The sequence below is a fragment of the Streptomyces sp. P9-2B-2 genome, from assembly GCF_030406865.1.
GTDB lineage: Bacteria > Actinomycetota > Actinomycetes > Streptomycetales > Streptomycetaceae > Streptomyces > Streptomyces platensis.
Map to the genome: position 1 here is coordinate 1,808,337 of NZ_CP129126.1, position 20,492 is coordinate 1,828,828.

At 70.6% G+C, this 20,492-nt stretch carries 17 protein-coding genes; 2 read left to right on the top strand and 15 right to left on the bottom strand.

The features are described from left to right. Nucleotides 1-63: 63 nt before the first annotated feature. From QT196_RS07705 to pgsA, 15 genes are all read right to left on the bottom strand, one after another. Nucleotides 64-2,694, bottom strand: a complete 2,631-nt coding sequence (locus tag QT196_RS07705) for a bifunctional (p)ppGpp synthetase/guanosine-3',5'-bis(diphosphate) 3'-pyrophosphohydrolase (RefSeq protein WP_168478214.1) — start codon at nt 2,692-2,694, stop codon at nt 64-66. Between the two features lie 172 nt (nt 2,695-2,866). Next, nucleotides 2,867-3,415 carry an adenine phosphoribosyltransferase gene (locus QT196_RS07710; RefSeq protein WP_168478215.1) on the bottom strand — a complete coding sequence of 183 codons (549 nt, stop codon included), beginning with the start codon at nt 3,413-3,415 and terminating at the stop codon, nt 2,867-2,869. Continuing rightward, entirely contained in the window at nt 3,412-4,524 is a 1,113-nt protein-coding gene (secF, locus tag QT196_RS07715) for a protein translocase subunit SecF (protein ID WP_168478216.1), read from the bottom strand. Before secF ends, QT196_RS07710 begins: the two co-directional genes overlap by 4 nt. A 1-nt stretch (nt 4,525) precedes the next feature. Then, nucleotides 4,526-6,310 carry a protein translocase subunit SecD gene (secD, locus tag QT196_RS07720; protein WP_168478217.1) on the bottom strand — a complete coding sequence of 595 codons (1,785 nt, stop codon included), beginning with the start codon at nt 6,308-6,310 and terminating at the stop codon, nt 4,526-4,528. Between the two features lie 152 nt (nt 6,311-6,462). Next, nucleotides 6,463-6,984: a preprotein translocase subunit YajC gene (gene yajC, locus QT196_RS07725; protein ID WP_168478218.1), complete on the bottom strand. Its 522-nt coding sequence runs from the start codon at nt 6,982-6,984 to the stop codon at nt 6,463-6,465. Between the two features lie 161 nt (nt 6,985-7,145). Continuing rightward, nucleotides 7,146-8,237 (bottom strand): Holliday junction branch migration DNA helicase RuvB, encoded by a 1,092-nt coding sequence (ruvB, locus tag QT196_RS07730; RefSeq protein WP_266736118.1) that lies wholly within the window; start codon nt 8,235-8,237, stop codon nt 7,146-7,148. A gap of 82 nt (nt 8,238-8,319) precedes the next feature. Beyond that, the gene (ruvA, locus tag QT196_RS07735; RefSeq protein ID WP_290354651.1) at nt 8,320-8,940 is read right to left on the bottom strand and encodes a Holliday junction branch migration protein RuvA; all 621 of its coding nucleotides are present in this window, start codon (nt 8,938-8,940) and stop codon (nt 8,320-8,322) included. Then, on the bottom strand, nt 8,937-9,509 hold the full coding sequence (gene ruvC / locus QT196_RS07740; RefSeq protein WP_085924555.1) for a crossover junction endodeoxyribonuclease RuvC: 573 nt from the start codon (nt 9,507-9,509) through the stop codon (nt 8,937-8,939). Before ruvC ends, ruvA begins: the two co-directional genes overlap by 4 nt. A gap of 150 nt (nt 9,510-9,659) precedes the next feature. Continuing rightward, the gene (locus QT196_RS07745) at nt 9,660-10,412 is read right to left on the bottom strand and encodes a YebC/PmpR family DNA-binding transcriptional regulator (RefSeq protein WP_168478221.1); all 753 of its coding nucleotides are present in this window, start codon (nt 10,410-10,412) and stop codon (nt 9,660-9,662) included. A gap of 131 nt (nt 10,413-10,543) precedes the next feature. Further along, nucleotides 10,544-11,137: a pyridoxal 5'-phosphate synthase glutaminase subunit PdxT gene (pdxT, locus tag QT196_RS07750; RefSeq protein ID WP_168478222.1), complete on the bottom strand. Its 594-nt coding sequence runs from the start codon at nt 11,135-11,137 to the stop codon at nt 10,544-10,546. Between the two features lie 8 nt (nt 11,138-11,145). Continuing rightward, entirely contained in the window at nt 11,146-12,057 is a 912-nt protein-coding gene (gene pdxS / locus QT196_RS07755) for a pyridoxal 5'-phosphate synthase lyase subunit PdxS (protein WP_085924558.1), read from the bottom strand. Between the two features lie 144 nt (nt 12,058-12,201). After that, a complete protein-coding gene (locus tag QT196_RS07760) occupies nt 12,202-12,747 on the bottom strand; it encodes a hypothetical protein (protein ID WP_042156923.1) in 546 nt (181 codons plus the stop codon). A gap of 592 nt (nt 12,748-13,339) precedes the next feature. Next, entirely contained in the window at nt 13,340-14,500 is a 1,161-nt protein-coding gene (locus QT196_RS07765) for a glycosyltransferase family 4 protein (protein WP_266736112.1), read from the bottom strand. Beyond that, nucleotides 14,497-15,480, bottom strand: coding sequence for a phosphatidylinositol mannoside acyltransferase (locus QT196_RS07770; protein WP_266736110.1), 984 nt, complete (start codon nt 15,478-15,480; stop codon nt 14,497-14,499). The genes QT196_RS07765 and QT196_RS07770 overlap by 4 nt, the downstream gene beginning before the upstream one ends. Continuing rightward, nucleotides 15,477-16,133, bottom strand: coding sequence for a phosphatidylinositol phosphate synthase (gene pgsA, locus QT196_RS07775; protein WP_168478224.1), 657 nt, complete (start codon nt 16,131-16,133; stop codon nt 15,477-15,479). The genes QT196_RS07770 and pgsA overlap by 4 nt, the downstream gene beginning before the upstream one ends. Nucleotides 16,134-16,406: 273 nt before the next feature. Here pgsA and QT196_RS07780 point away from each other — a divergent pair, with 273 nt between their 5' ends. Continuing rightward, a complete protein-coding gene (locus QT196_RS07780) occupies nt 16,407-18,605 on the top strand; it encodes an elongation factor G-like protein EF-G2 (RefSeq protein ID WP_168478225.1) in 2,199 nt (732 codons plus the stop codon). 186 nt (nt 18,606-18,791) lie between these two features. Next, on the top strand, nt 18,792-20,471 hold the full coding sequence (locus QT196_RS07785; protein ID WP_168478226.1) for a hypothetical protein: 1,680 nt from the start codon (nt 18,792-18,794) through the stop codon (nt 20,469-20,471). Nucleotides 20,472-20,492 lie beyond the last annotated feature (21 nt).

Here is a 20,492-nt window from a genome sequence, read left to right on the forward strand (position 1 = left end):
CGCGGAACAGCAGGCGGCCCCGGTACGGATTCCGTACCGGGGCCGCCTGCTTGTGTCACGCCGTCACGGCCTGCGGGCCGACGTCACCCGGTACACGTCGTACACGCCCTCCACGCTCCGTACGGCCTTCAGGACGTGCCCCAGATGCTTGGGGTCGCCCATCTCGAAGGTGAAGCGGGAGGTGGCGACGCGGTCCCGGGAGGTCTGGACGGCGGCCGACAGGATGTTGACGTGCTGGTCGGACAGGATCCGGGTGACGTCCGACAGGAGCCGGGAGCGGTCCAGCGCCTCGACCTGGATGGCGACCAGGAAGACCGAGGACTGGGTGGGCGCCCATTCGACGTCGAGTATCCGCTCCGGCTGCCGGGACAGCGAGTCGACGTTGACGCAGTCGGCGCGGTGCACCGAGACGCCGTTGCCGCGGGTGACGAAGCCGATGATGGGGTCGCCCGGCACCGGCGTACAGCAGCGGGCCAGCTTGACCCACACATCGTCGACGCCCTTGACGACCACGCCGGGGTCGGCGCTGGAACGGCGCTTGGAACGCGGCCGGATCGGGGTCGACTCGGCGATGTCCTCGGTGGCCTCGTCCTGGCCGCCGAGCGCCTGCACCAGCTTCTGGACGACGCCCTGGGCTGCGACATGGCCCTCGCCGATGGCGGCGTAGAGCGAGGAGATGTCGGGGTAGCGCATCTCGTGCGCGAGGGTGACCAGGGAGTCGCCGGTCAGAATCCGCTGGATCGGCAGGTTCTGCTTGCGCATGGCGCGCGCGATGGCGTCCTTGCCCTGCTCGATGGCCTCGTCGCGGCGCTCCTTGGAGAACCAGCCGCGGATCTTGTTGCGGGCCCGCGGGGACTTGACGAAGCCGAGCCAGTCGCGGGACGGTCCGGCGCCCGGCGCCTTGGAGGTGAAGACCTCCACCAGGTCGCCGTTGTCCAGGGTCGATTCGAGCGGGACGAGGCGCCCGTTGACCCGCGCCCCTATCGTGCGGTGGCCGACCTCGGTGTGCACCGCGTACGCGAAGTCGACGGGGGTGGCACCGGCCGGCAGCGCTATGACGTCGCCCTTGGGCGTGAAGACGAAGACCTCGTTGCGGGACAGGTCGAAGCGCAGCGACTCCAGGAACTCGCCCGGGTCCTCGGTCTCCTTCTGCCAGTCGAGCAACTGCCGCAGCCAGGCCATGTCGTTGACCGTGTCCTGGCCCTTGCCGGCGTTCTTCGGCACATCCGTACGGATCTTGGAGGCGCCGGCCACCGCTTCCTGCTTGTACTTCCAGTGCGCGGCGATGCCGTATTCGGCGCGGCGGTGCATGTCGAACGTACGGATCTGGAGCTCAACGGGCTTGCCGCTGGGGCCGATCACGGTCGTGTGCAGCGACTGGTACATGTTGAACTTCGGCATCGCGATGTAGTCCTTGAACCGGCCGGGGACCGGGTTCCATCGCGCGTGGATGGTGCCGAGCGCCGCGTAGCAGTCGCGGACCGTGTCGACGAGGACGCGGATGCCCACCAGGTCGTAGATCTCGGCGAAGTCGCGGCCGCGGACGATCATCTTCTGGTAGACGCTGTAGTAGTGCTTGGGCCGCCCCGTGACGGTGGCCTTGATACGCGCGGAGCGCAGATCGGCCTGGACCTCGTCGGTCACTATGGCCAGGTACTCGTCCCGCTTGGGCGCCCGCTCGGCGACCAGCCGCACGATCTCGTCGTACATCTTGGGGTAGAGGATCGCGAAGGCGAGGTCCTCCAGCTCCCACTTGATGGTGTTCATGCCCAGGCGGTGGGCGAGCGGAGCGTAGATCTCCAGCGTCTCGCGGGCCTTCTTCTCCTGCTTCTCCCGCTTGAGGTAACGCATGGTGCGCATGTTGTGCAGCCGGTCGGCGAGCTTGATGACCAGGACGCGCGGGTCCTTGGCCATCGCGACGACCATCTTGCGGACGGTCTCGGCCTGCGCGGCCTCGCCGAACTTGACCTTGTCCAGCTTGGTGACGCCGTCGACCAGCAGCGCGACCTGGTCGCCGAAGTCGCGGCGCAGGGTGTCCAGGCCGTACTCGGTGTCCTCGACGGTGTCGTGCAGCAGGCCCGCCATCAGCGTCGCCGGGTCCATGCCCAGCTCGGCGAGGATCGTCGTCACCGCGAGCGGGTGGGTGATGTACGGGTCGCCGCTCTTGCGCTTCTGGCCGCGGTGCCAGCGCTCGGCGACCTGGTAGGCCCGCTCGACCTGGCGCAGCGTCGCGGTCTCGATCTTGGGGTCGTTGCCGCGGACGGCCCGCAGCAGCGGCTCCAGGACCGGGTTGTACGGGCTGGAGCGCTGGACGCCCAGCCGGGCCAGCCGGGCCCGTACCCGGTTCGGGGAGCCCGAACGGCCGGCCGGGGCGGGCGGCAGCGGCTTGGTGGCGGCGGGCTGGTCGGCCTTGGCGGGCGGCTTCGGCGCCTGGGACGGCGCGGAGCCCGGCTGGGACGAGGAGGCGGCGGGCCCCGGCTTGGGCGCCGTACGGGGCCGTTCGGCGGGCGCCGCGGACGCGGAGGTCGGGCCGGCCGGCGGCCGGGGCGTGGCGCTGCCGTCGGGCGCACCCTGCCGCTCGGGCTGGGGCGCGTCCGAGGAAGCCACGTCCGTGGGCTTCGGCTCGTCCGGGCGCGCGGCGTCGGATCCCGTCGGACGCAGTCCGGGGGAGAGCGGCTGGGCCTCGTCTGGCAAGAGCACTCCTCAGGCGGTTCCGGACCCCAAAACCTCGAACGGGTCGGGGTGCCATGGTATCGACCCCGCGGCCGCGACTCCCCCGCGGCCATGGGTCCGTACATGACACAGCAGCGGGGACACCCGGATTCTTCCGGATGCCCCCGCTGCGGAGCTGCTGCGTGCGACCGGCTCAGACCGTGATCAGGGCCTCCAGCGGAGCGCCCTTGAGTCCCGGTTCCAGCCGCTGCCGGCCGGCCAGGAAGCCGAGCTCCAGCAGGACGGCCAGGCCCGCGACCTCGGCACCCGCGCGGCGGATGAGCTGGAGCGAGGCGTCGGCGGTCCCGCCGGTGGCGAGGACGTCGTCGATCACCAGCACCCGGTCGCCCGGGGCCAGCGCATCGCTGTGGATCTCGATCTCGGCCGTGCCGTACTCCAGCGCGTAGGACTGCCCGAGGGTCGTGCCGGGGAGCTTGCCCGCCTTGCGGACGGGGACGAAGCCGACACCGGCCCGGACCGCGACCGGAGCGGCGAGTATGAACCCGCGCGCCTCCAGGCCCACGATCTTGTCCACGCGGTGCTGCCCGCACAGCTCGGCGAACGCCTCGGTCAGCGCGCCGAAGGCGGCCGGATCGGCCAGCAGCGGGGTGATGTCCTTGAACATCACCCCCGGCTGCGGGTAGTCCGGGATGTCCGTGATCCGGCTGAGCAGGAGCTCACGCAGTTCCGCCGGGGCGCTCATCGGCGCTTGCCCGAGGGACGGCCGCGTCCGCGGTTACGCGAGGCGGGCTGGTGGCGCGGTCCGACGACCGCGGCACCGTCCTCGGCGTCGGCCGGGGCGGGGCCCGAGTCCTCGGCGTCCTCCTGGCTCGCCTCCTTGGCCGCGGCCGCGGCGCGCTTCGCCTTGACCCGCTGGGCCAGCGCCTTCATCTGCGGCTCGCGGCTCTTCAGATCGGCGACCAGCGGGGTCGCGATGAAGATCGACGAGTAGGCACCGGCGGCGAGGCCGACGAACAGGGCCAGCGAGATGTCGTTGAGCATGCCCGCGCCCAGCACACCGCCGCCGACGAACAGCAGACCCGCGACCGGGAGCAGCGCGACGACCGTGGTGTTGATGGACCGCACCAGGGTGCTGTTGATCGAGCGGTTGGCGACCTCGCTGTACGTGAAGCGGTTCTGCTTGGTGAGGTCCTTGCTGGCTTCCTTGAGGCTGTCGAAGACGACGACCGTGTCGTACAGGGAGTAACCGAGGATGGTCAGCAGACCGATGACCGTGCCGGGCGTGACCTCGAAGCCGACCAGGGCGTAGACGCCGACCGTGATCGTGAGGTCGTGGATCAGCGCGATCAGGGCGGCGAGGGCCATCCGCCACTCGAAGGCGATCGCCAGATAGAGCACCACGAGGACCATGAAGATCCCCAGGCCCAGCCAGGCCTTGTTGGCGATCTCCTCACCCCAGCTCGGGCCGACCAACTGGGTGTTGACGTCCTTGACCGGGATGTTCAGGTCCTTGGCGAGCTCTTCCTGGACCGGCACCGCCTGCTTGGTGTCCAGACCGCTGATCTGGATGCGCAGCGTGTCGCCGCCGAGCTTCTGCACCACGGCCTGGTGGCCGCCGGCCGCCGACTCGGCGCTGTGCTGGGCCTCCGGGGCGGACATGGACGACTTCGCGGTGAAGACCGCGCCGCCGGAGAACTCGATGCCCATGTTCAGGCCGCGCACCGCCAGGCCGACGATGGCCGTGATGGTGATGAGGATCGAGATGCCGTACCAGATCTTCCGCTTGCCGATGAAGTCGTAGCCGACCTCGCCGCGGTAGAGCCGGGCGCCGATGTTTCCGAGCTTGGACATCTCACGCCTCCTTCGTCTGGGTGGGGGCGGCGCCGCGACTACGGCGCAGCGGCGGCTTGGCGCCCAGGCGCTTGGGATCGAGGCCGGACCAGGAGTGACCGTCGGCGAAGAACGCCCGCCGGGCCAGCATCGTCATCAGCGGCTTGGTGAAGTAGAAGACCACGATGACGTCGAGGACGGTGGTCAGGCCGAGCGTGAAGGCGAAGCCCTTCACCTTGCCGACGGTGACGATGAACAGCACCGCGGCGGCCAGGAACGACACGAAGTCGGAGACCAGGATCGTACGGCGGGCCCGCGGCCAGCCGCGTTCGACGGCCGGTCGCAGGGTGCGGCCGTCGCGGATCTCGTCCCGGATGCGTTCGAAGTAGACGATGAACGAGTCGGCGGTGATACCGATGGCCACGATGGCGCCGCAGACCGCTGGGAGGTTCAGCGCGAACCCGATGGTCGGTCCGAGCAGCGTCATGATCGTGTACGTCAGGATCGCCGAGACCATCAGGCTCGCCAGCGCGACCAGCGCCAGTCCCCGGTAGTAGGCGACGAGGTAGATCACGACCAGGGCGAGGCCGATGGCACCGGCGATCAGACCGGCGTGCAGCTGCTCGCCACCGAGCGCCGCGGTGACCGTGGTCTCGTCGTCGATCTTGAAGGAGAGCGGCAGGGAGCCGTAGGACAGCATGTTGCCGAGGTCCTCGGCGGACTGCTGGGTGAAGCCGCCGGAGATCGTGGCGTTACCGCCGTTGATCGCGTTGCTGACCGACGGAGCGGAGACCACCGCACCGTCCAGCACGATTCCGAACTGGTTCTGCGGCGGCGCCTTGGCGGCCAGCTTGCCGGTGACGTCCGCGAACTTCTTGCCACCGTTCGAGGTGAAGTCCATCTGGACGATCCAGCCCTGGCCCTGCTGGCTGTCGAAGACGGCCTTGGCGTCGCTGACGTCCGTGCCCTCGACGCCGACCGGGCCGAGCACGTACTTCTGCGTGCCGTCGTCCTTGCACGCCACGATCGGGTCGGACGGCTTGGCGTTCGCGGCCTTCTCACCGGCGGTGGCACGGCTCTGCTTGCTGGCGCAGTCCAGGGCGTTCAGCTGCTTCTGGAGGGCCGGCGGGATGTCCGCGCCGGGCGTCGGCGGAACCGCGGGGGTGGTGGGCTTGGCCGGGGCGGAGGGGGTGGGCTTGGCGGACGGTGCCTTCTTCAGCGCGTCCGTCACCGCCCGGCCCTGCGTCGTCGGCTTGGCGTCCGGCGACTGCGAGGACGAGGCCTTCTGCTCCGTGCCCGGCTTGTCCTTGGCCGGGTCACCCGCGGCCTTGTCGCCCGGGGCCTTGCCGTTCGCGCCGCCCTTGGAGGGGTTGGGCTTGGGCTCGGGGGTCTTGGCACCCGCCGTGGTGGTGAGCACCGGCCGGAACCCGAGCTTGGCGGTGGTGCCGACCTGCTGGCGGGCCTGCTTCGCGTCCGTCCCCTTGGGGATGTTCACGATGATGTGGTCGGTGCCCTGTGTCTGGACCTCGGCCTCGGACACACCGAGACCGTTGACCCGCCGCTCCATGATGCCGGCGGCGGTTTTCATGTTGGTCTCGTTGATCGCGTTGGGCTTGCCCGGCTGGTTCTGGGCCGCCAGCGTGAAGCTGGTGCCGCCCGCCAGGTCGATGCCCAGCCGCGGCGTCATCGTGCCGGAGTAGAACATCCCTCCGATCAGCCCCGCCATGGCGATGAGGACCAGGAGCAGGGTGCGGCCCGGATGCCCCTGGCTCGCGGGCGCCCTGCGGCCCTTCTTCGGTGCTGCCACCTTCTCGTATCTCCCTGTCCAACCCCTCGGCCCGGGATGCCGGCCGAGGGGCCACGAAGTCTTGTGGGGACCTGCCCCCGCCGGAGCCTAGACCGTTCCGGAACCACGGTGCACGACACACCACGCGTGCTCCGCGGTTCCGTGGGGGTGGACTACTTCGCGTCGTCGCCGGACTTCTTGTCGTCCTTCGCGGCGTCGGCGTCCGCCTTGACGGTGTCCTTGACCTCGTCGGCGGGCTTGGCGTCCTTGGCCTCGTCGGCGGCCGGCTCGGCGTCGGCCGGGGCGGCGGTCTTGCCCAGGTCGATCTTGTCGGCCTTCTCGGCCTCGGCGGTGTCGCCGGTCAGCGAGGAGGCGTCGTCCGGGACGACCGGCTCGTCGGCGTGCAGCGGGTCGGCACCGTCCAGGATGCGGTTGTACTCCTCATCCGCGATGACCGCGCCGATGGCGTTCTTGGCGTAGATGGCGTGCACGCCGGGGGCGACCTCGAGCAGGACGGTCTCGTCGTGGACTTCCTTGACGGTGGCGTACATGCCGCCGATCGTCCGGACGCCGGTGCCGGCCTGCATTTCGTTGCGCATCTGCGCGGCCGCCTGCTGCTTCTTCTTGGCGGACCGCGTCATCAGGAACATGGCCCCGATGAGGACGATGAAGGGGAGGAGAGTCACGATACTCACGGGACGGAAATCCTTCGCACGACCGCTGACGCGCGGTCTCATATACGGGGGTGGGTATGCCGCCCATACGAACGGCATCGGCGGAGTCTAGGCGAGTCCCCACCAGTGGAACAACGCACAGCATCCCACCGCAGTTCCTGACCGGGCGAGTCCCCGCGCCGTCACGCCCCGAACAAGCCCTGCTGCCCACGGGCGCCCGCCTGCTGCTGCGGCGGGACGAGCCCCAGATGCTCCCAGGCCGCCGGGGTCGCGATCCGGCCCCTGGGGGTCCTGGCCAGCAGTCCTTCCCGTACGAGGAACGGCTCGGCGACCTCCTCGACCGTCTCCCGCTCCTCCCCCACCGCCACCGCGAGGGTCGACAGGCCCACCGGGCCGCCGCCGAACAGCTTGAGCAGGGCCGTGAGCACCGCGCGGTCGAGGCGGTCCAGGCCACGGGCGTCGACCTCGTAGACCCCGAGGGCCTGCGAGGCGATCTCGCGGGTGATCACGCCGTCGGCCTTCACCTGGGCGTAGTCGCGGACCCGGCGCAGCAGACGGTTGGCGATACGGGGTGTGCCGCGGGAGCGGCCGGCGATCTCGGCGGCGCCCTCGGCTTCTATCTCGACGTCCAGCAGCCCGGCCGAGCGGTGGATGACCCGCTCCAGCTCGGCGGGGGCGTAGAACTCCATATGGGCGGTGAAGCCGAAGCGGTCGCGCAGCGGGGGCGGCAGCAGACCGGCCCTGGTCGTGGCCCCGACCAGGGTGAACGGGGGAAGTTCGAGCGGGATGGCGGTGGCGCCCGGGCCCTTGCCGACGATCACGTCGACGCGGAAGTCCTCCATCGCCATGTAGAGCATTTCCTCGGCGGGCCGGGACATCCGGTGGATCTCGTCGAGGAAGAGGACCTCGCCCTCCTGGAGGGAGGAGAGGATCGCGGCGAGATCACCGGCGTGCTGGATGGCCGGGCCCGAGGTGATGCGGATCGGGGCGCCCATCTCGGCGGCGATGATCATCGAGAGGGTCGTCTTGCCGAGGCCCGGCGCCCCGGACAGCAGGACGTGGTCGGCGGTGGCACCGCGGGCGCGGGCGGCGCGCAGGACCAGGTCGAGCTGTTCGCGCACCCGCTCCTGGCCGACGAACTCCTCCAGGTCCTTGGGCCGCAGTGCGGCCTCGACGGCGGTGTCCTCACCGTCCGCGTCGGCCCCGACCAGCCGGTCGGGCGCGCCCGTGACGGGGTCCTCGGTGGTGGGCGGTGCGGTGTCGTCCCAGTTCACTGCGGTGTGCCTCGCGGGGTCGGGGCGGCCGGGCCGCCTGCGTGGTCGAACGGTCGGGGGCGCGGGGCCCAAAGGGCGGCGGTCACCGGGCGCGGTTCAGGGTCTGGAGGGCGGCCTTGAGCAGCTGCGGCACCTGGGGCGCGCCACCGTCGGCGACGGCCGCCTCGGCCTGCGGGGCGACCGCGGCGACCGCTTCGTCCGCCTCGCGGGTGGCGTAGCCGAGGCCGATCAGGGCGGCGTGCAGCTGATCGCGCCAGCCGGGTGTGACGGCGCTGCCGACGCCCGCGCGGCCGGTGCCCACCGGCTCCCCCAGCCGGTCCTTGAACTCCAGGAGCAGCTTCTGCGCACCCTTCTTGCCGATGCCGGGCACGGCGGTGAGTGCCTTCTCGTCACCGGTGGCGACGGCCCGCCGCAGCGCGTCCGGCGAATGCACCGCGAGCATCGCCTGGGCGAGCCGGGGGCCGACGCCGCTGGCGGTCTGGAGCAGTTCGAAGGTCTGCCGCTCGTCGTCGTCGGCGAAGCCGTACAAGGTGAGCGAGTCCTCGCGGACGACGAGGGAGGTGGCGAGCTTGGCCTGCTGTCCGATGCGCAGGCCGGAGAGGGTGTCCGGGGTGCACTGGACAGCCATGCCGATACCGCCGACCTCGACGACGGCGGAGTCCGGTGCGAGGGCCGCGACCGGGCCGGAGACGAAGGCGATCATCGGGTGCCCTTCTGGGGTGTCGCCCGGCGGACGCCGGGAGCGCGGACGGGGGCGGCGCGGCGGGCCGCGGCATGCGCCTGCTGGAGGCGGTTGACCGCGGGGGCGCGCCAGATGTGGCAGATGGCGAGGGCGAGGGCGTCGGCGGCGTCGGCCGGCTTCGGTGGCGCGTCGAGCCGCAGCAGACGGGTCACCATCGCGCCCACCTGAGCCTTGTCGGCCCGCCCTGAGCCCGTGACGGCGGCCTTGACCTCGCTGGGGGTGTGCAGCGCGACCGGCAGCCCGCGGCGGGCCGCGCACAGCATGGCGACCGCGCTGGCCTGGGCGGTGCCCATGACCGTACGGACGTTGTGCTGGCTGAAGACCCGCTCCACGGCGACGAATTCGGGGCGGTACTCATCGAGCCAGGCGTCTATCCCGCGCTCGATCTCGACCAGGCGCTGGGCGATCTCGGCGTCCGCGGGGGTGCGGACGACACCGACGCCGACCATCGTCAGCGGACGCCCCGCGACGCCGTCGACCACCCCGACTCCGCAGCGTGTCAGCCCCGGGTCCACCCCCAGCACCTTCATCGGTCCCCGCCCCTCACCTATCGGTCAACTGTGCCTGCCTCGGAAGCGCATGCCCCCTGATCAGCACAGTAGTGGCTGCCACTGACAAACCGACGGGCCGACGGGGTGTGTCCCCGTCGGCCCGTCAGACGACCGAGTGTGCCGCGCAGGTCAGGCGTCGACCTGGGCCATGACATCGTCCGAAACGTCGAAGTTGGCGAAGACGTTCTGCACGTCGTCGCTGTCCTCCAGCGCGTCGATCAGCTTGAAGATCTTGCGCGCGCCCTCTTCCTCCAGCTCGACCTGCATGGTCGGGACGAAGTTGGCGTCGGCCGAGTCGTAGTCGATGCCGGACTCCTGGAGGGCCGTGCGGACCGCGACCAGGTCGGTGGCCTCGCTGAGCACCTCGAAGGACTCGCCGAGGTCGTTGACCTCTTCGGCGCCCGCGTCCAGGACCGCGCCCAGGACGTCGTCCTCGGAGAGTTCACCCTTGGGGACGATCACCACGCCCTTGCGGTTGAACAGGTACGACACCGAACCCGGGTCGGCCATCGAACCGCCGTTGCGGGTCATGGCGACGCGGACGTCCGAGGCGGCGCGGTTGCGGTTGTCGGTGAGGCACTCGATGAGCACCGCGACACCGTTGGGGCCGTAACCCTCGTACATGATGGTCTCGTAGTCGGCGCCGCCGGCCTCAAGACCCGCACCGCGCTTGACCGCGGAGTCGATGTTCTTGTTGGGCACCGAGCTCTTCTTGGCCTTCTGGATGGCGTCGAAGAGGGTCGGGTTGCCGTCCACATCGGCGCCGCCGGTACGGGCCGCGACCTCGATGTTCTTGATCAGCTTCGCGAAGAGCTTGCCGCGCTTGGCATCGATCACGGCCTTCTTGTGCTTCGTCGTAGCCCATTTAGAGTGGCCGGACATCCGCCTGTCTCCTTCGCGTAACCAACGTCTGAAACGAACGCCTCAGATCCTACCGGGGCCGGGTCACACGGTGTCACTCCCGCCCGTCGCCCGGCCACGACCGTGATCAAGCGCCGTGGCCCGCCCCTGGATCAGTCCCTGGCCCGCCGCACCATGTCCACGAACAGGGCGTGGACCCGGTGGTCGCCGGTGAGTTCCGGGTGGAAAGACGTGGCGAGGACGTTACCCTGCCGCACGGCCACGGTGTGCCCGTCGTACGTCGCCAGGACCTCGACCGCGCCACCGACCGACTCGACCCAGGGCGCCCGGATGAAGACGCCCTCGACCGGTCCGCCGGGAATCCCGGCGACGTCGATGGCCGCCTCGAACGACTCGTTCTGCCGCCCGAAGGCGTTACGGCGCACGATCATGTCGACGCCGCCGAACGTCTCCTGGTCGTCGCGGGCGTCCAGCAGCTTGTCGGCGACCATGATCATGCCGGCGCAGGTGCCGTAGACCGGCTTGCCCGCGCGGACGAAGGCGCGCAGCGGCTCCAGCATGCCGAAGACGACCGCCAGCTTGGACATCGTGGTGGACTCGCCGCCCGGGATGACCAGGCCGTCGATCTCGTCCAGTTCCTCGGGACGGCGTACCGGCCTGGCCAGGGCGTCCGCCTCGGCGAGCACGGTGAGGTGCTCGCGGACGTCGCCCTGGAGAGCCAGCACACCGATGGTGGGGGTGCTCATCCGGTGCCCTACCAGCCGCGGTTGGCGTAGCGCTCGGCCTCGGGGAGGGTGTCGCAGTTGATGCCGACCATGGCCTCGCCCAGGTTGCGGGACACGTCCGCGATCACCTTCGGGTCGTCGTAGAAGGTGGTGGCCTTCACGATCGCGGCGGCGCGCTTGGCGGGGTCACCGGACTTGAAGATGCCGGAGCCCACGAACACGCCCTCGGCACCGAGCTGACGCATCAGCGCGGCGTCGGCCGGGGTGGCGACACCACCGGCGGAGAACAGCACGACCGGCAGCTTGCCGAGCTCGGCGACCTCCTTGACCAGCTCGTACGGGGCGCGCAGCTCCTTGGCGGCGGCGAACAGCTCGTTGTTGTCGTAGCCGCGCAGCCGGGCGATCTCGCCCTTGATCTGACGCATGTGGCGCACCGCCTCGACGACGTTGCCGGTGCCGGCCTCGCCCTTCGAGCGGATCATGGCGGCGCCCTCGGTGATCCGGCGCAGCGCCTCACCCAGGTTGGTGGCACCACACACGAAGGGGGTGGTGAAGGCCCACTTGTCGGAGTGGTTGACCTCGTCGGCCGGGGTGAGGACCTCGGACTCGTCGATGTAGTCGACGCCGAGCGACTGGAGGACCTGCGCCTCGACGAAGTGACCGATCCGGGACTTGGCCATGACCGGGATGGAGACGGCGCTGATGATGCCGTCGATCATGTCGGGGTCCGACATCCGGGCCACGCCACCGTCCTTGCGGATGTCGGCGGGGACCCGCTCCAGGGCCATGACGGCGACGGCGCCCGCGTCCTCGGCGATCTTCGCCTCTTCCGGCGTGACGACGTCCATGATCACGCCGCCCTTGAGCTGCTCGGCCATCCCGCGCTTGACGCGCGCGGTTCCGGTCTCGGGGTTCTGGGGCGTGGTAGGCGTGCTGGACACGGTTTGACCTCACTCAATGCGGGTGGCTGTACTGCTGCGCCCACACAACCGTTTGTGAGCGGCCCGGGAAAAGGGCCAATTAGAGGTCAGTGGCTCGTCACCGCCGGGAGGCGCCGACTCCGCGCTCCCGGCCTGCTCCCCGGCTCAGTTCCCGGCCGAGCGGTCGTCCAAAACGGCCGGCGGCTCATCATCCATCTCGAAGGCCAGCGGGAACGGCGCATGACCGGCCAGCCGAAAATACCGCACCACCCGGTGGCGGCGAACGGCGCGGGCGGCCCGTACGGCGTCATTGTGAAAGCGGCGCGCCATCGGGACACGGCGCACCGCCGCCGTCAGCTCGGCGACCGTCTGCTCGCCACCCGGCGCCTCCCGTACGGCCTCCAGCTGCGCCTCCTCTGCGAAGATCGCCCGCAGCGCCTGGCTCAGCTCACTCTCCGCGACCTCCCGGTGATCCTCCTCGGCCTGCCGCGCCTCGTGCGCGGCCTGGTAGAGAACGATCGAAGCGGCCGGATCCAGGACCCCCGACGTACCCACCTCCTGCGCGACGGACGCCCGTCGCAGCAGCTGAGCGTCGAGAGCCGCCCTGGCCGCGTCGATACGGGCGTGCAGGCGGTCGAGGCGGCCGGCCGTCCAGCTGAGGTAGATGCCGATGAGGACGATCGCGACGGCGATCCAGATGAACGTGGTCACGGGCGGTCACGTTACCTGTCCGCTGCGCTTGGCTTTTCTTCCCACGTTTTCGGCTGTCCCGCCGTGGGGGTTGCTCGGCGTTTGTGGCCCGCTTCGCGATGCCCCCGCCGGTCCGCTGCGCTTTGCCTCGGCCGACGTTTGCGGCTTGCTCGCCGTTGCGCCTGCGGCGGGCGTTGCCGCTGCGCGGGGCTGTCGGGGTGCGGGGACGGGCCTGCGCGGGTGGGGGTTTCCGGACTGCTTCGCTTTACGTCCGGAAACCCCCACCCGCGCAGGCCCGTCCCCTCCCGTTGAGGGATGGGAAAAACGTTGGTGGGGGACCCGTCGGTGGTCCGGTGCGCCTCGTAGATCGCAGTGAACAGCTCGGTCGCACCGACACGGCTACGGCGGCCAGTCCCCACTCACCGTCACTCACTCCCCCAACGGGAGGGGACGGGCCGGAGGGGTCTGGTGTGTGGACGTAAAGCGAAGCAGTCCACACACCAGGCCCCGGAGGCCCGTCACCGCACCCACAGCCCCGCGCAGCGGACCCGGCCCGCCGCAGGCGCAACGGCGAGAAACCACCACGGCGGGCCAGCCAAAAACGTGGGAAAACCTAATCCTTGGCCAGGCGGCGACGGCCCCATGGGCCGGTTCTTTCGTCGGTGGCTACCGACATCGCGCCGGTGGTGACCGTTTCGTAGACGGCGAGGATGTCGGCGCCGACGGTGGACCAGTCGAAGCGGCGTACGTGGCGGGTGCCGCGGTCGCGGAGTTCGGTCAGGCGCGCCGGGTCGCCGAGGAGTCGTACGGCCGCAGCGGCGAGCGCGTCGGCGTCCTCGTTGGTGAAGAGTTCGCCGGCTTCGCCCTGGTCGAGGACCTGGGCGAAGGCGTCGAGGTCGCTGGCCAGTACGGGCGCTCCGGCCGACATGGCCTCCACCAGGATGATGCCGAAGGATTCGCCGCCCGTGTTGGGCGCGACGTAGAGGTCGACGCTGCGCAGCAGTCGGGCCTTGTCCTCGTCGCTGACCATGCCGAGGAATTCGACCCGGGAGCGCAGGTCGGCGGGCAGGTCCGCGACGGCTTCCGCCTCGTCGCCGCGGCCGGCTACCAGCAGCCGGGCGTCCGGTACTTCGGCGAGGATCGTGGGGAGCGCCTTCATCAGGACCGGCAGGCCCTTGCGGGGTTCGTCGATCCGGCCGATGAAGCCGATCGTCTTGCCCTGCCATTCGGCCTTGGGTTCGGCGGTGGCGAAGAAGTCGACGTCCACGCCGTTGGGGATGACCACCGCGTCGCCGCCGAGGTGTTCGACGAGGGTACGGCGGGCGTATTCGCTCACCGCGATCCGTGCGCTGATCTTCTCCAGTGCGGGCTGGAGGATCGGATACGCGGCGATCATCGCCCGCGAGCGCGGGTTGGAGGTGTGGAAGGTCGCCACGATCGGGCCCTGGGCCGCCCAGCAGGAGAGCAGGCCCAGCGAGGGCGAGGCCGGCTCGTGGATGTGGATGACGTCGAAGGCGCCGTGCTGGAGCCAGCGGCGGACCCGGGCGGCGGAGAGGAAGCCGAAGTTGAGGCGGGCGACCGAGCCGTTGTACGGGACGGGGACGGCGCGGCCGGCGGAGACGACGTACGGCGGCAGGGGGGTCTCGTCGTCCGCGGGGGCGAGGACGGAGACCTCGTGGCCGAGGCGGATCAGGTGATCGGCCAGGTCGCGGATGTGGAACTGCACGCCGCCGGGAACGTCCCAGGCGTACGGACAGACGATGCCGATCTTCACACGGACTCCGTTCCGGAGGTTCCGGAGGCCGCGGTGCCGCCCGGGGCGCCGGGCTCCTCGCGCGGTTCCAGGTCGGCGAGCCAGAGCCGCTGGAGCATGTGCCAGTCCTCGGGGTGGTCGGCGATGCCGGAGGCGAAGGCGTCGGCGAGCGCCTGGGTCATCTGGGCGGCCTGCTCGGCGCGGGTGCCGGTCTCGGGGACCTCGATCTCCGGGTGGACCCGGCCGCGCATGACGGGGGTGTCGTCGTACCAGAGGGTGACGGGCAGCAGCATGGCGCCGGTCTGGACGGCGAGTACGGCGGGGCCGGCCGGCATCTTCGTGGCCTCGCCGAAGAACTTGACCTCTATGCCGGAGGCGGACAGATCACGGTCGGCGACCAGGCAGACCAGCCCGCCGGCCCGCAGCCGCCGGGCGAGGGTGCCGAAGGCGGTGCCGCCGGTGTGCGGCAGCACCTCCATGCCCAGGCCCTCGCGGTAGGCGACGAAGCGGTCGTAGAGGGTTTCCGGCTTGAGGCGCTGGGCGACGGTGGTGAAGGGGACCCCGAGCTTGGTGGTGACCCAGGCGCCCGCGAGGTCGTAGTTGCCCATGTGGGGCAGGGCCAGGATGACGCCGCGGTCGGACTTGAGCCCCTCCTCCAGGTGGTGCACGTCCTCGGGGGTGAAGCCCGCCCTTATCCGGTCCTTGCTCCAGGCCGGCAGCCGGAAGGACTCCATCCAGTAGCGCATGTACGAGCGCATCCCGGCCCGGGAGAGCTCGGCGAGCCGCTGCGGTGTGGCGTCCGGGACGACCCGGGCGAGGTTCGACTCCAGACGGAGGACACCCTTGCCGCGGCGCTTCCAGGCGATGTCGGCGATCCGGCGGCCGAGCCGTACGGCAGCGCCCTCGGGCAGCTTCTTGACGGTGCTCCAGCCCAGCGCGTAGAGCGCCTCCGCCAGCTTCTCCGTATCGATCAACGGCCGGCCGTTCCTGCGCGGGCTCATGCGCTGTTCCCCCCTTGTGCCATGGCGTCGGCCTCGGCCGACTCCCGTCGTACCGTCACCACGCGCTGGCCCAGGGTGACGGCGCTGCCGATGCCGACGATCCACAGGGCGATCGGCAGCAGGATCTCGACGCCGGGCACCCCGAAGGCGTGCAGGCCCGACAGGCCGCAGGCGACGAGCGTGATGACCAGCCGCTCGGCGCGTTCCACCAGGCCGTTGACGTCCACCGGCAGTCCGATGGCCTCTCCCCGGGCCTTGGTGTACGAGACCACCTGGCCGCTGGCCAGGCAGAAGATCGCCATCCCGCAGAGCACCAGGCTGTCGCCCCGGCCCGCGTACCACAGGGCGAGTCCGCCGAAGATCGCCGAGTCGGCGACCCGGTCGAGGGTGGAGTCGAGGAAGGCCCCCCAGCGGCTGGAGCGGCCCAGCTGCCGCGCCATGTTGCCGTCGACGAGGTCGGAGAAGACGAACAGGGTGATGACGACCGTTCCCCAGAAGAACTCGCCCAGCGGGTAGAAGATCAGGGCGCCGGCCACCACGCCCCCGGTGCCGACCAGAGTGACCGCGTCCGGGCTGACGCCGATCCGGATGAGCAGGGCGGCGAACGGCGTGAGAACACGCGTGAAGAACGCACGCGCGTACTTGTTCAGCATGGCCTTCCCGGGAGTCGATATGGGCCGTGCGGTCTGACGGCCACCGGCGGGCCCATCGTAGCCAGGAGGTCAGGGGGCACCACGAACGCATCGCGGCGCGGGGTGCGTCCCGCGGCTCGGGGCCGCCGGCGCACGCCGCCGGACGCGCCCGCAGGCCCCACCAGGGCGCCCGGACCCCTTGGGAGCACCGGGCCCGTGTGCCATGTATGGACGCGGCATGGCCTCGGTGGAAAGCTCGAATCACCGCAAAGTGTCGACCTGGAGGCGAGACACATGAGCGAGAAATCGAGTACACACCCGGGAGCCGCCGGCAGGGCATCAACGGCCGACCAGCCCACCGCCCTGCGCAATGTGGTGCTGGTCGGCCACAGCGGCTCGGGAAAAACCACACTGGTCGAAGCCCTCGCGCTGGCATCCGGCGCGGTCAACCGGGCGGGCCGGGTCGAGGACGGCGGCTGCCTCTCCGACTTCGACGACATCGAACACCGGCAGCAACGCTCCGTACAGCTCTCCCTGGTCCCGGTGGACTGGGGAGAAGTCAAGATCAATATCTTGGACACCCCCGGATACGCCGATTTCGTCGGGGAACTCAGGGCCGGTCTGCGCGCCGCGGACGCGGCCCTTTTCGTTGTCTCGGCGGCCGACGGCGTGGCCGGCGCGACCCGGATGGTCTGGGACGAGTGCGCGGCCGTCGGCATGCCGCGCGCGCTGGTCATCACGCACCTGGAGGCGTCCCGCGCCGACTTCGACGAGATGACCGAGCGCTGCCGCTCCACTCTCGGCGGCGAGGACCCGGACGCCGTCCTCCCGCTCTACCTCCCGCTCTACGGGACACCGGGCGCCGACGGCCACGCCCCCGTGCACGGCCTGATCGGCCTGCTCTCGCAGCGGGTCTTCGACTACTCCTCCGGCGAGCGCACCGAACGCGCACCGACGGCGGACGAGCTGCCGCTGATCGAAGCGGCCCGCGACCGCCTGATCGAGGGCATCATCGCCGAGAGCGAGGACGAGTCCCTGATGGACCGCTACCTCGGCGGCGAGGAGATCGACATCAAGACCCTCGTCGGGGACCTGGAGACGGCGGTCGCCCGGGGCACCTTCCACCCCGTCCTGGCCGCGGCCCCGGCCGCCGAGGGCGCCAAGCAGGGGCTGGGCACCGTGGAGCTGCTGGAGCTGATCACCGGTGGCTTCCCGACGCCCGTGGAGCGCGAGGCGCCGGCCGTGACCACCCCGGACGGCACCCCGCGCCCGGCGCTGAGCTGCGATCCCGAGGGTCCGCTCGCGGCCGAGGTGGTCAAGACCTCCTCCGACCCGTACGTCGGCCGGATCTCGCTCGTCCGCCTCTTCTCGGGCACCCTGCGCCCGGACGAGACGGTGCATGTCTCGGGCCACGGCCTACAGGACCGCGGGCACGAGGACCATGACGTCGACGAGCGGGTCGGCGCGCTGTCCACCCCGTTCGGCAAGCAGCAGCGCCCGCTGTCCAAGGCGATCGCCGGGGATCTGGCATGTGTGGCGAAGCTGTCCCGGGCCGAGACCGGCGACACCCTCTCCGGCAAGGACGAACCGCTGCTGATGGAGCCCTGGACGATGCCGGACCCGCTGCTGCCGGTCGCCATCCAGGCCCACAGCAAGGCCGACGAGGACAAGCTCTCGCAGGGCCTGGCCCGGCTGGTCGCCGAGGACCCGACGATGCGTCTGGAGCACAACCAGGACACCCATCAGGTGGTGCTGTGGTGCTTGGGCGAGGCGCATGTCGATGTGGCCCTGGAGCGGCTGCGGACCCGTTATGGCGTCCAGGTGGACACGGTCGCGCACAAGGTGTCGCTGCGGGAGACCTTCGGCGCCCCCGCCGCGGGCCGCGGGCGCCATGTGAAGCAGTCCGGCGGACACGGCCAGTTCGCGATCTGCGAGATCGAGGTGGAACCGCTGCCCGGCGGCTCCGGTATCGAGTTCGTGGACAAGGTCGTGGGCGGCGCGGTGCCCCGGCAGTTCATCCCGTCCGTGGAGAAGGGCGTACGCACCCAGGCTGCACGCGGGGTCGCCGCCGGGCATCCGCTCGTCGACATCCGCGTCACGCTGCTCGACGGCAAGGCGCACTCCGTCGACTCCTCGGACGCCGCGTTCCAGACGGCGGGCGCGCTGGCTCTGCGGGAGGCCGCCGGTGAGATCCGGATCGATCTGCTCGAACCGGTGTCCGAGGTGAGCGTGATGGTTCCGGACGATTTCGTCGGCCAGGTGATGAGCGATCTGTCGGGGCGCCGCGGCCGGGTCGTGGGCACCGAACAGTCAGGGGCGGGACGCACCGTGGTGCGCGCCGAGGTGCCCGAGATCGAGATCGACCGGTACGCGATCGATCTGCGCTCCCTCTCGCACGGCACCGGGCGGTTCTCCCGCGTCCACCTGCGGCATGAGCCGATGCCGCCGCAGCTCGCCGACAAGTGGCGGGAAGAGGCCGAGAACGGCGCATAGTTGACGGCCGATCAACCGTTCGGGCGGCCGCTGTCCTGCTCAACTCCTGCGGGCGGGACGGCGGCTGTACGCTGAGTGCCTGCCGTGGAACCAAGCGTTCGACGGCGGGTGGCGAGGTCACGGGCTCGAAGACAGGCTCTCAGCAGGTGTGCCGTCAGCGGAAGTCGGGAAGAGCCGCATCATCGGATGCGTGCGGTGTGGGGGGCGGTAGTGGCAGACGGCTTTGACTTCAGTCCCGGGGCGCAGGTCCCGCTTTCGGGGAGCGCCGGGCAGACGGCGGCGACCCAGGCGCTGGCCTCGGCCGCCTATCGGGACAGTCCGCTCGCGGATATCTCCAAGGCCGACTCGGAATCCGGCAAATCCGCCATCAAGAAGCCCAAGCTGTCGCTGTTCGCGCCCAATCTCGGCGAGGCGTTCGCGCGCGCGGTGCAGGTGCGGATGCTCGGCGGCGGGCGGGCCGCGCTCATCCAGTCCTTCGGGACCGAGCCGCAGACCATCGTCGAGCACTGTCTGTCCGCCACCCGCATCCGCAAGCAGCGGGACGCCAAGCTGACGGTGCTGATGGTGCTGTTCGGGGTGCTGTTCCTGCCCGGTGTGCTGCTGTGGCTGGGCGTCTTCCAGCTGCGGAAGATGCTCTCCAAGGACGGTGCGGGCAAGGGCCTGTCGCTGATCGGCGGGGTGCTGCTGACGGTGCTGGGTGTCCTCGGCGTGTTCTTCATGATCAAGCTGCCGTTCAACGGCTTCTGGCCGCTGTACGCCCGCGGCATGGTCGTCGCCCCGGTGGTCGGCTGGTGGCTGGCCAAGCAGTTCTGCGAGAAGACCGCGGTGGCCATGCGGGAGTCCTGGAAGGGGCTGCTGGAAGGCGGCGGGGTGGCCGCGAAGATCCCCGAGGCGGTCCCCCAGGACCCGAACCAGATCGCCGCCGAGACCCTCCGCCAGAATCTCGCCAAAATCTCCGCCGAGCAGAACAGCAATGTGGTCTTCTACGCCGGCCCCAAGGGGATACTCGGCATGGGCACTCGCTGGGGCAGCTGGCAGCTCGCCGAGGAGCTCATCCCGGCGCAGGCAGGCAGCGAGATCCACCCGTTCCGCAGCTGGGACGTGATCCGGGCGATCCACGACAAGCTGCGGCTGCTGGAGCGCAGCCCGCTGCACACCGGCGGCTTCCCCACACCGTCCGTACGCCACTGGATCGTCTCGCCGGTCGGCGAGAAGGCCGCCGCGGTCTCCCGCCCCGAGGGCAGCCATGTGGAGGCGTACCAGATCCGCGGGCACGAGATAGAGCGGATCTGCAACGAGCAGCAGTTCGGCAGCGGCAACCGCCACTACCTCGGGGTCCAGTTCGTCCTGTGGGACGGCCAGTTGGTGATCACCCTCATGATCACTGTCACGGTGCTCCACGAGACGCTGCGCATCGAGGTGACCGGCCATGCCCTCGGCCCGGTCAACGGTCTCTTCACGACGAAGCCGGAGCCCAAGACCAAGGACGTCGCCAAGGTCGTCAAGTTCTGGGAGACCAAGACCCAGCAGCTCCCGCTCATCGAGCCGCAGGAAGTGGTCCGGCTCGCCGCCCGCGCCCCGCTGACGTGGTTCCCGCCGGTCCTGGACTTCCTCGGCGGCAAGCTGACCCTGCCCGAGCCCTTCGGTCTGCGGCACGTCTGGGCCGACAAGCCCTGGCGGCACCGCTTCATGGCCGATGACGCGCTGCGCGCCGCGACCCCGGTGCTGCGCACGGTCCACTCCGCCGCGATGAGCGTCCTCAAGGAGAACGGCGTGGACACCGAGCGCTTCACCAACCGCTCCCTGGTGCTCAGCGGCATGATCCAGGGCGTGGAGCCGTCGAAGGCGGACGAGTACAACGCCTAGACGACGCCCCGGGGCGCACCG

Bases quoted from the DNA above. Each gene is read 5' to 3' on its own strand.
- QT196_RS07710 (WP_168478215.1), bottom strand. From the start codon at position 3,415: ATGAGCGCCCCGGCGGAACTGCGTGAGCTCCTGCTCAGCCGGATCACG.
- secF (WP_168478216.1), bottom strand. From the start codon at position 4,524: ATGTCCAAGCTCGGAAACATCGGCGCCCGGCTCTACCGCGGCGAGGTC.
- ruvA (WP_290354651.1), bottom strand. From the start codon at position 8,940: ATGATCGCCTTCGTCTCCGGCCCGGTCGCGGCCCTCGCACCGGACTCC.
- ruvC (WP_085924555.1), bottom strand. From the start codon at position 9,509: ATGAAGGTGCTGGGGGTGGACCCGGGGCTGACACGCTGCGGAGTCGGG.
- QT196_RS07745 (WP_168478221.1), bottom strand. From the start codon at position 10,412: ATGTCCGGCCACTCTAAATGGGCTACGACGAAGCACAAGAAGGCCGTG.
- pdxT (WP_168478222.1), bottom strand. From the start codon at position 11,137: ATGAGCACCCCCACCATCGGTGTGCTGGCTCTCCAGGGCGACGTCCGC.
- QT196_RS07770 (WP_266736110.1), bottom strand. From the start codon at position 15,480: ATGAGCCCGCGCAGGAACGGCCGGCCGTTGATCGATACGGAGAAGCTG.
- pgsA (WP_168478224.1), bottom strand. From the start codon at position 16,133: ATGCTGAACAAGTACGCGCGTGCGTTCTTCACGCGTGTTCTCACGCCG.
- QT196_RS07780 (WP_168478225.1), top strand. From the start codon at position 16,407: ATGAGCGAGAAATCGAGTACACACCCGGGAGCCGCCGGCAGGGCATCA.
- QT196_RS07785 (WP_168478226.1), top strand. From the start codon at position 18,792: ATGCGTGCGGTGTGGGGGGCGGTAGTGGCAGACGGCTTTGACTTCAGT.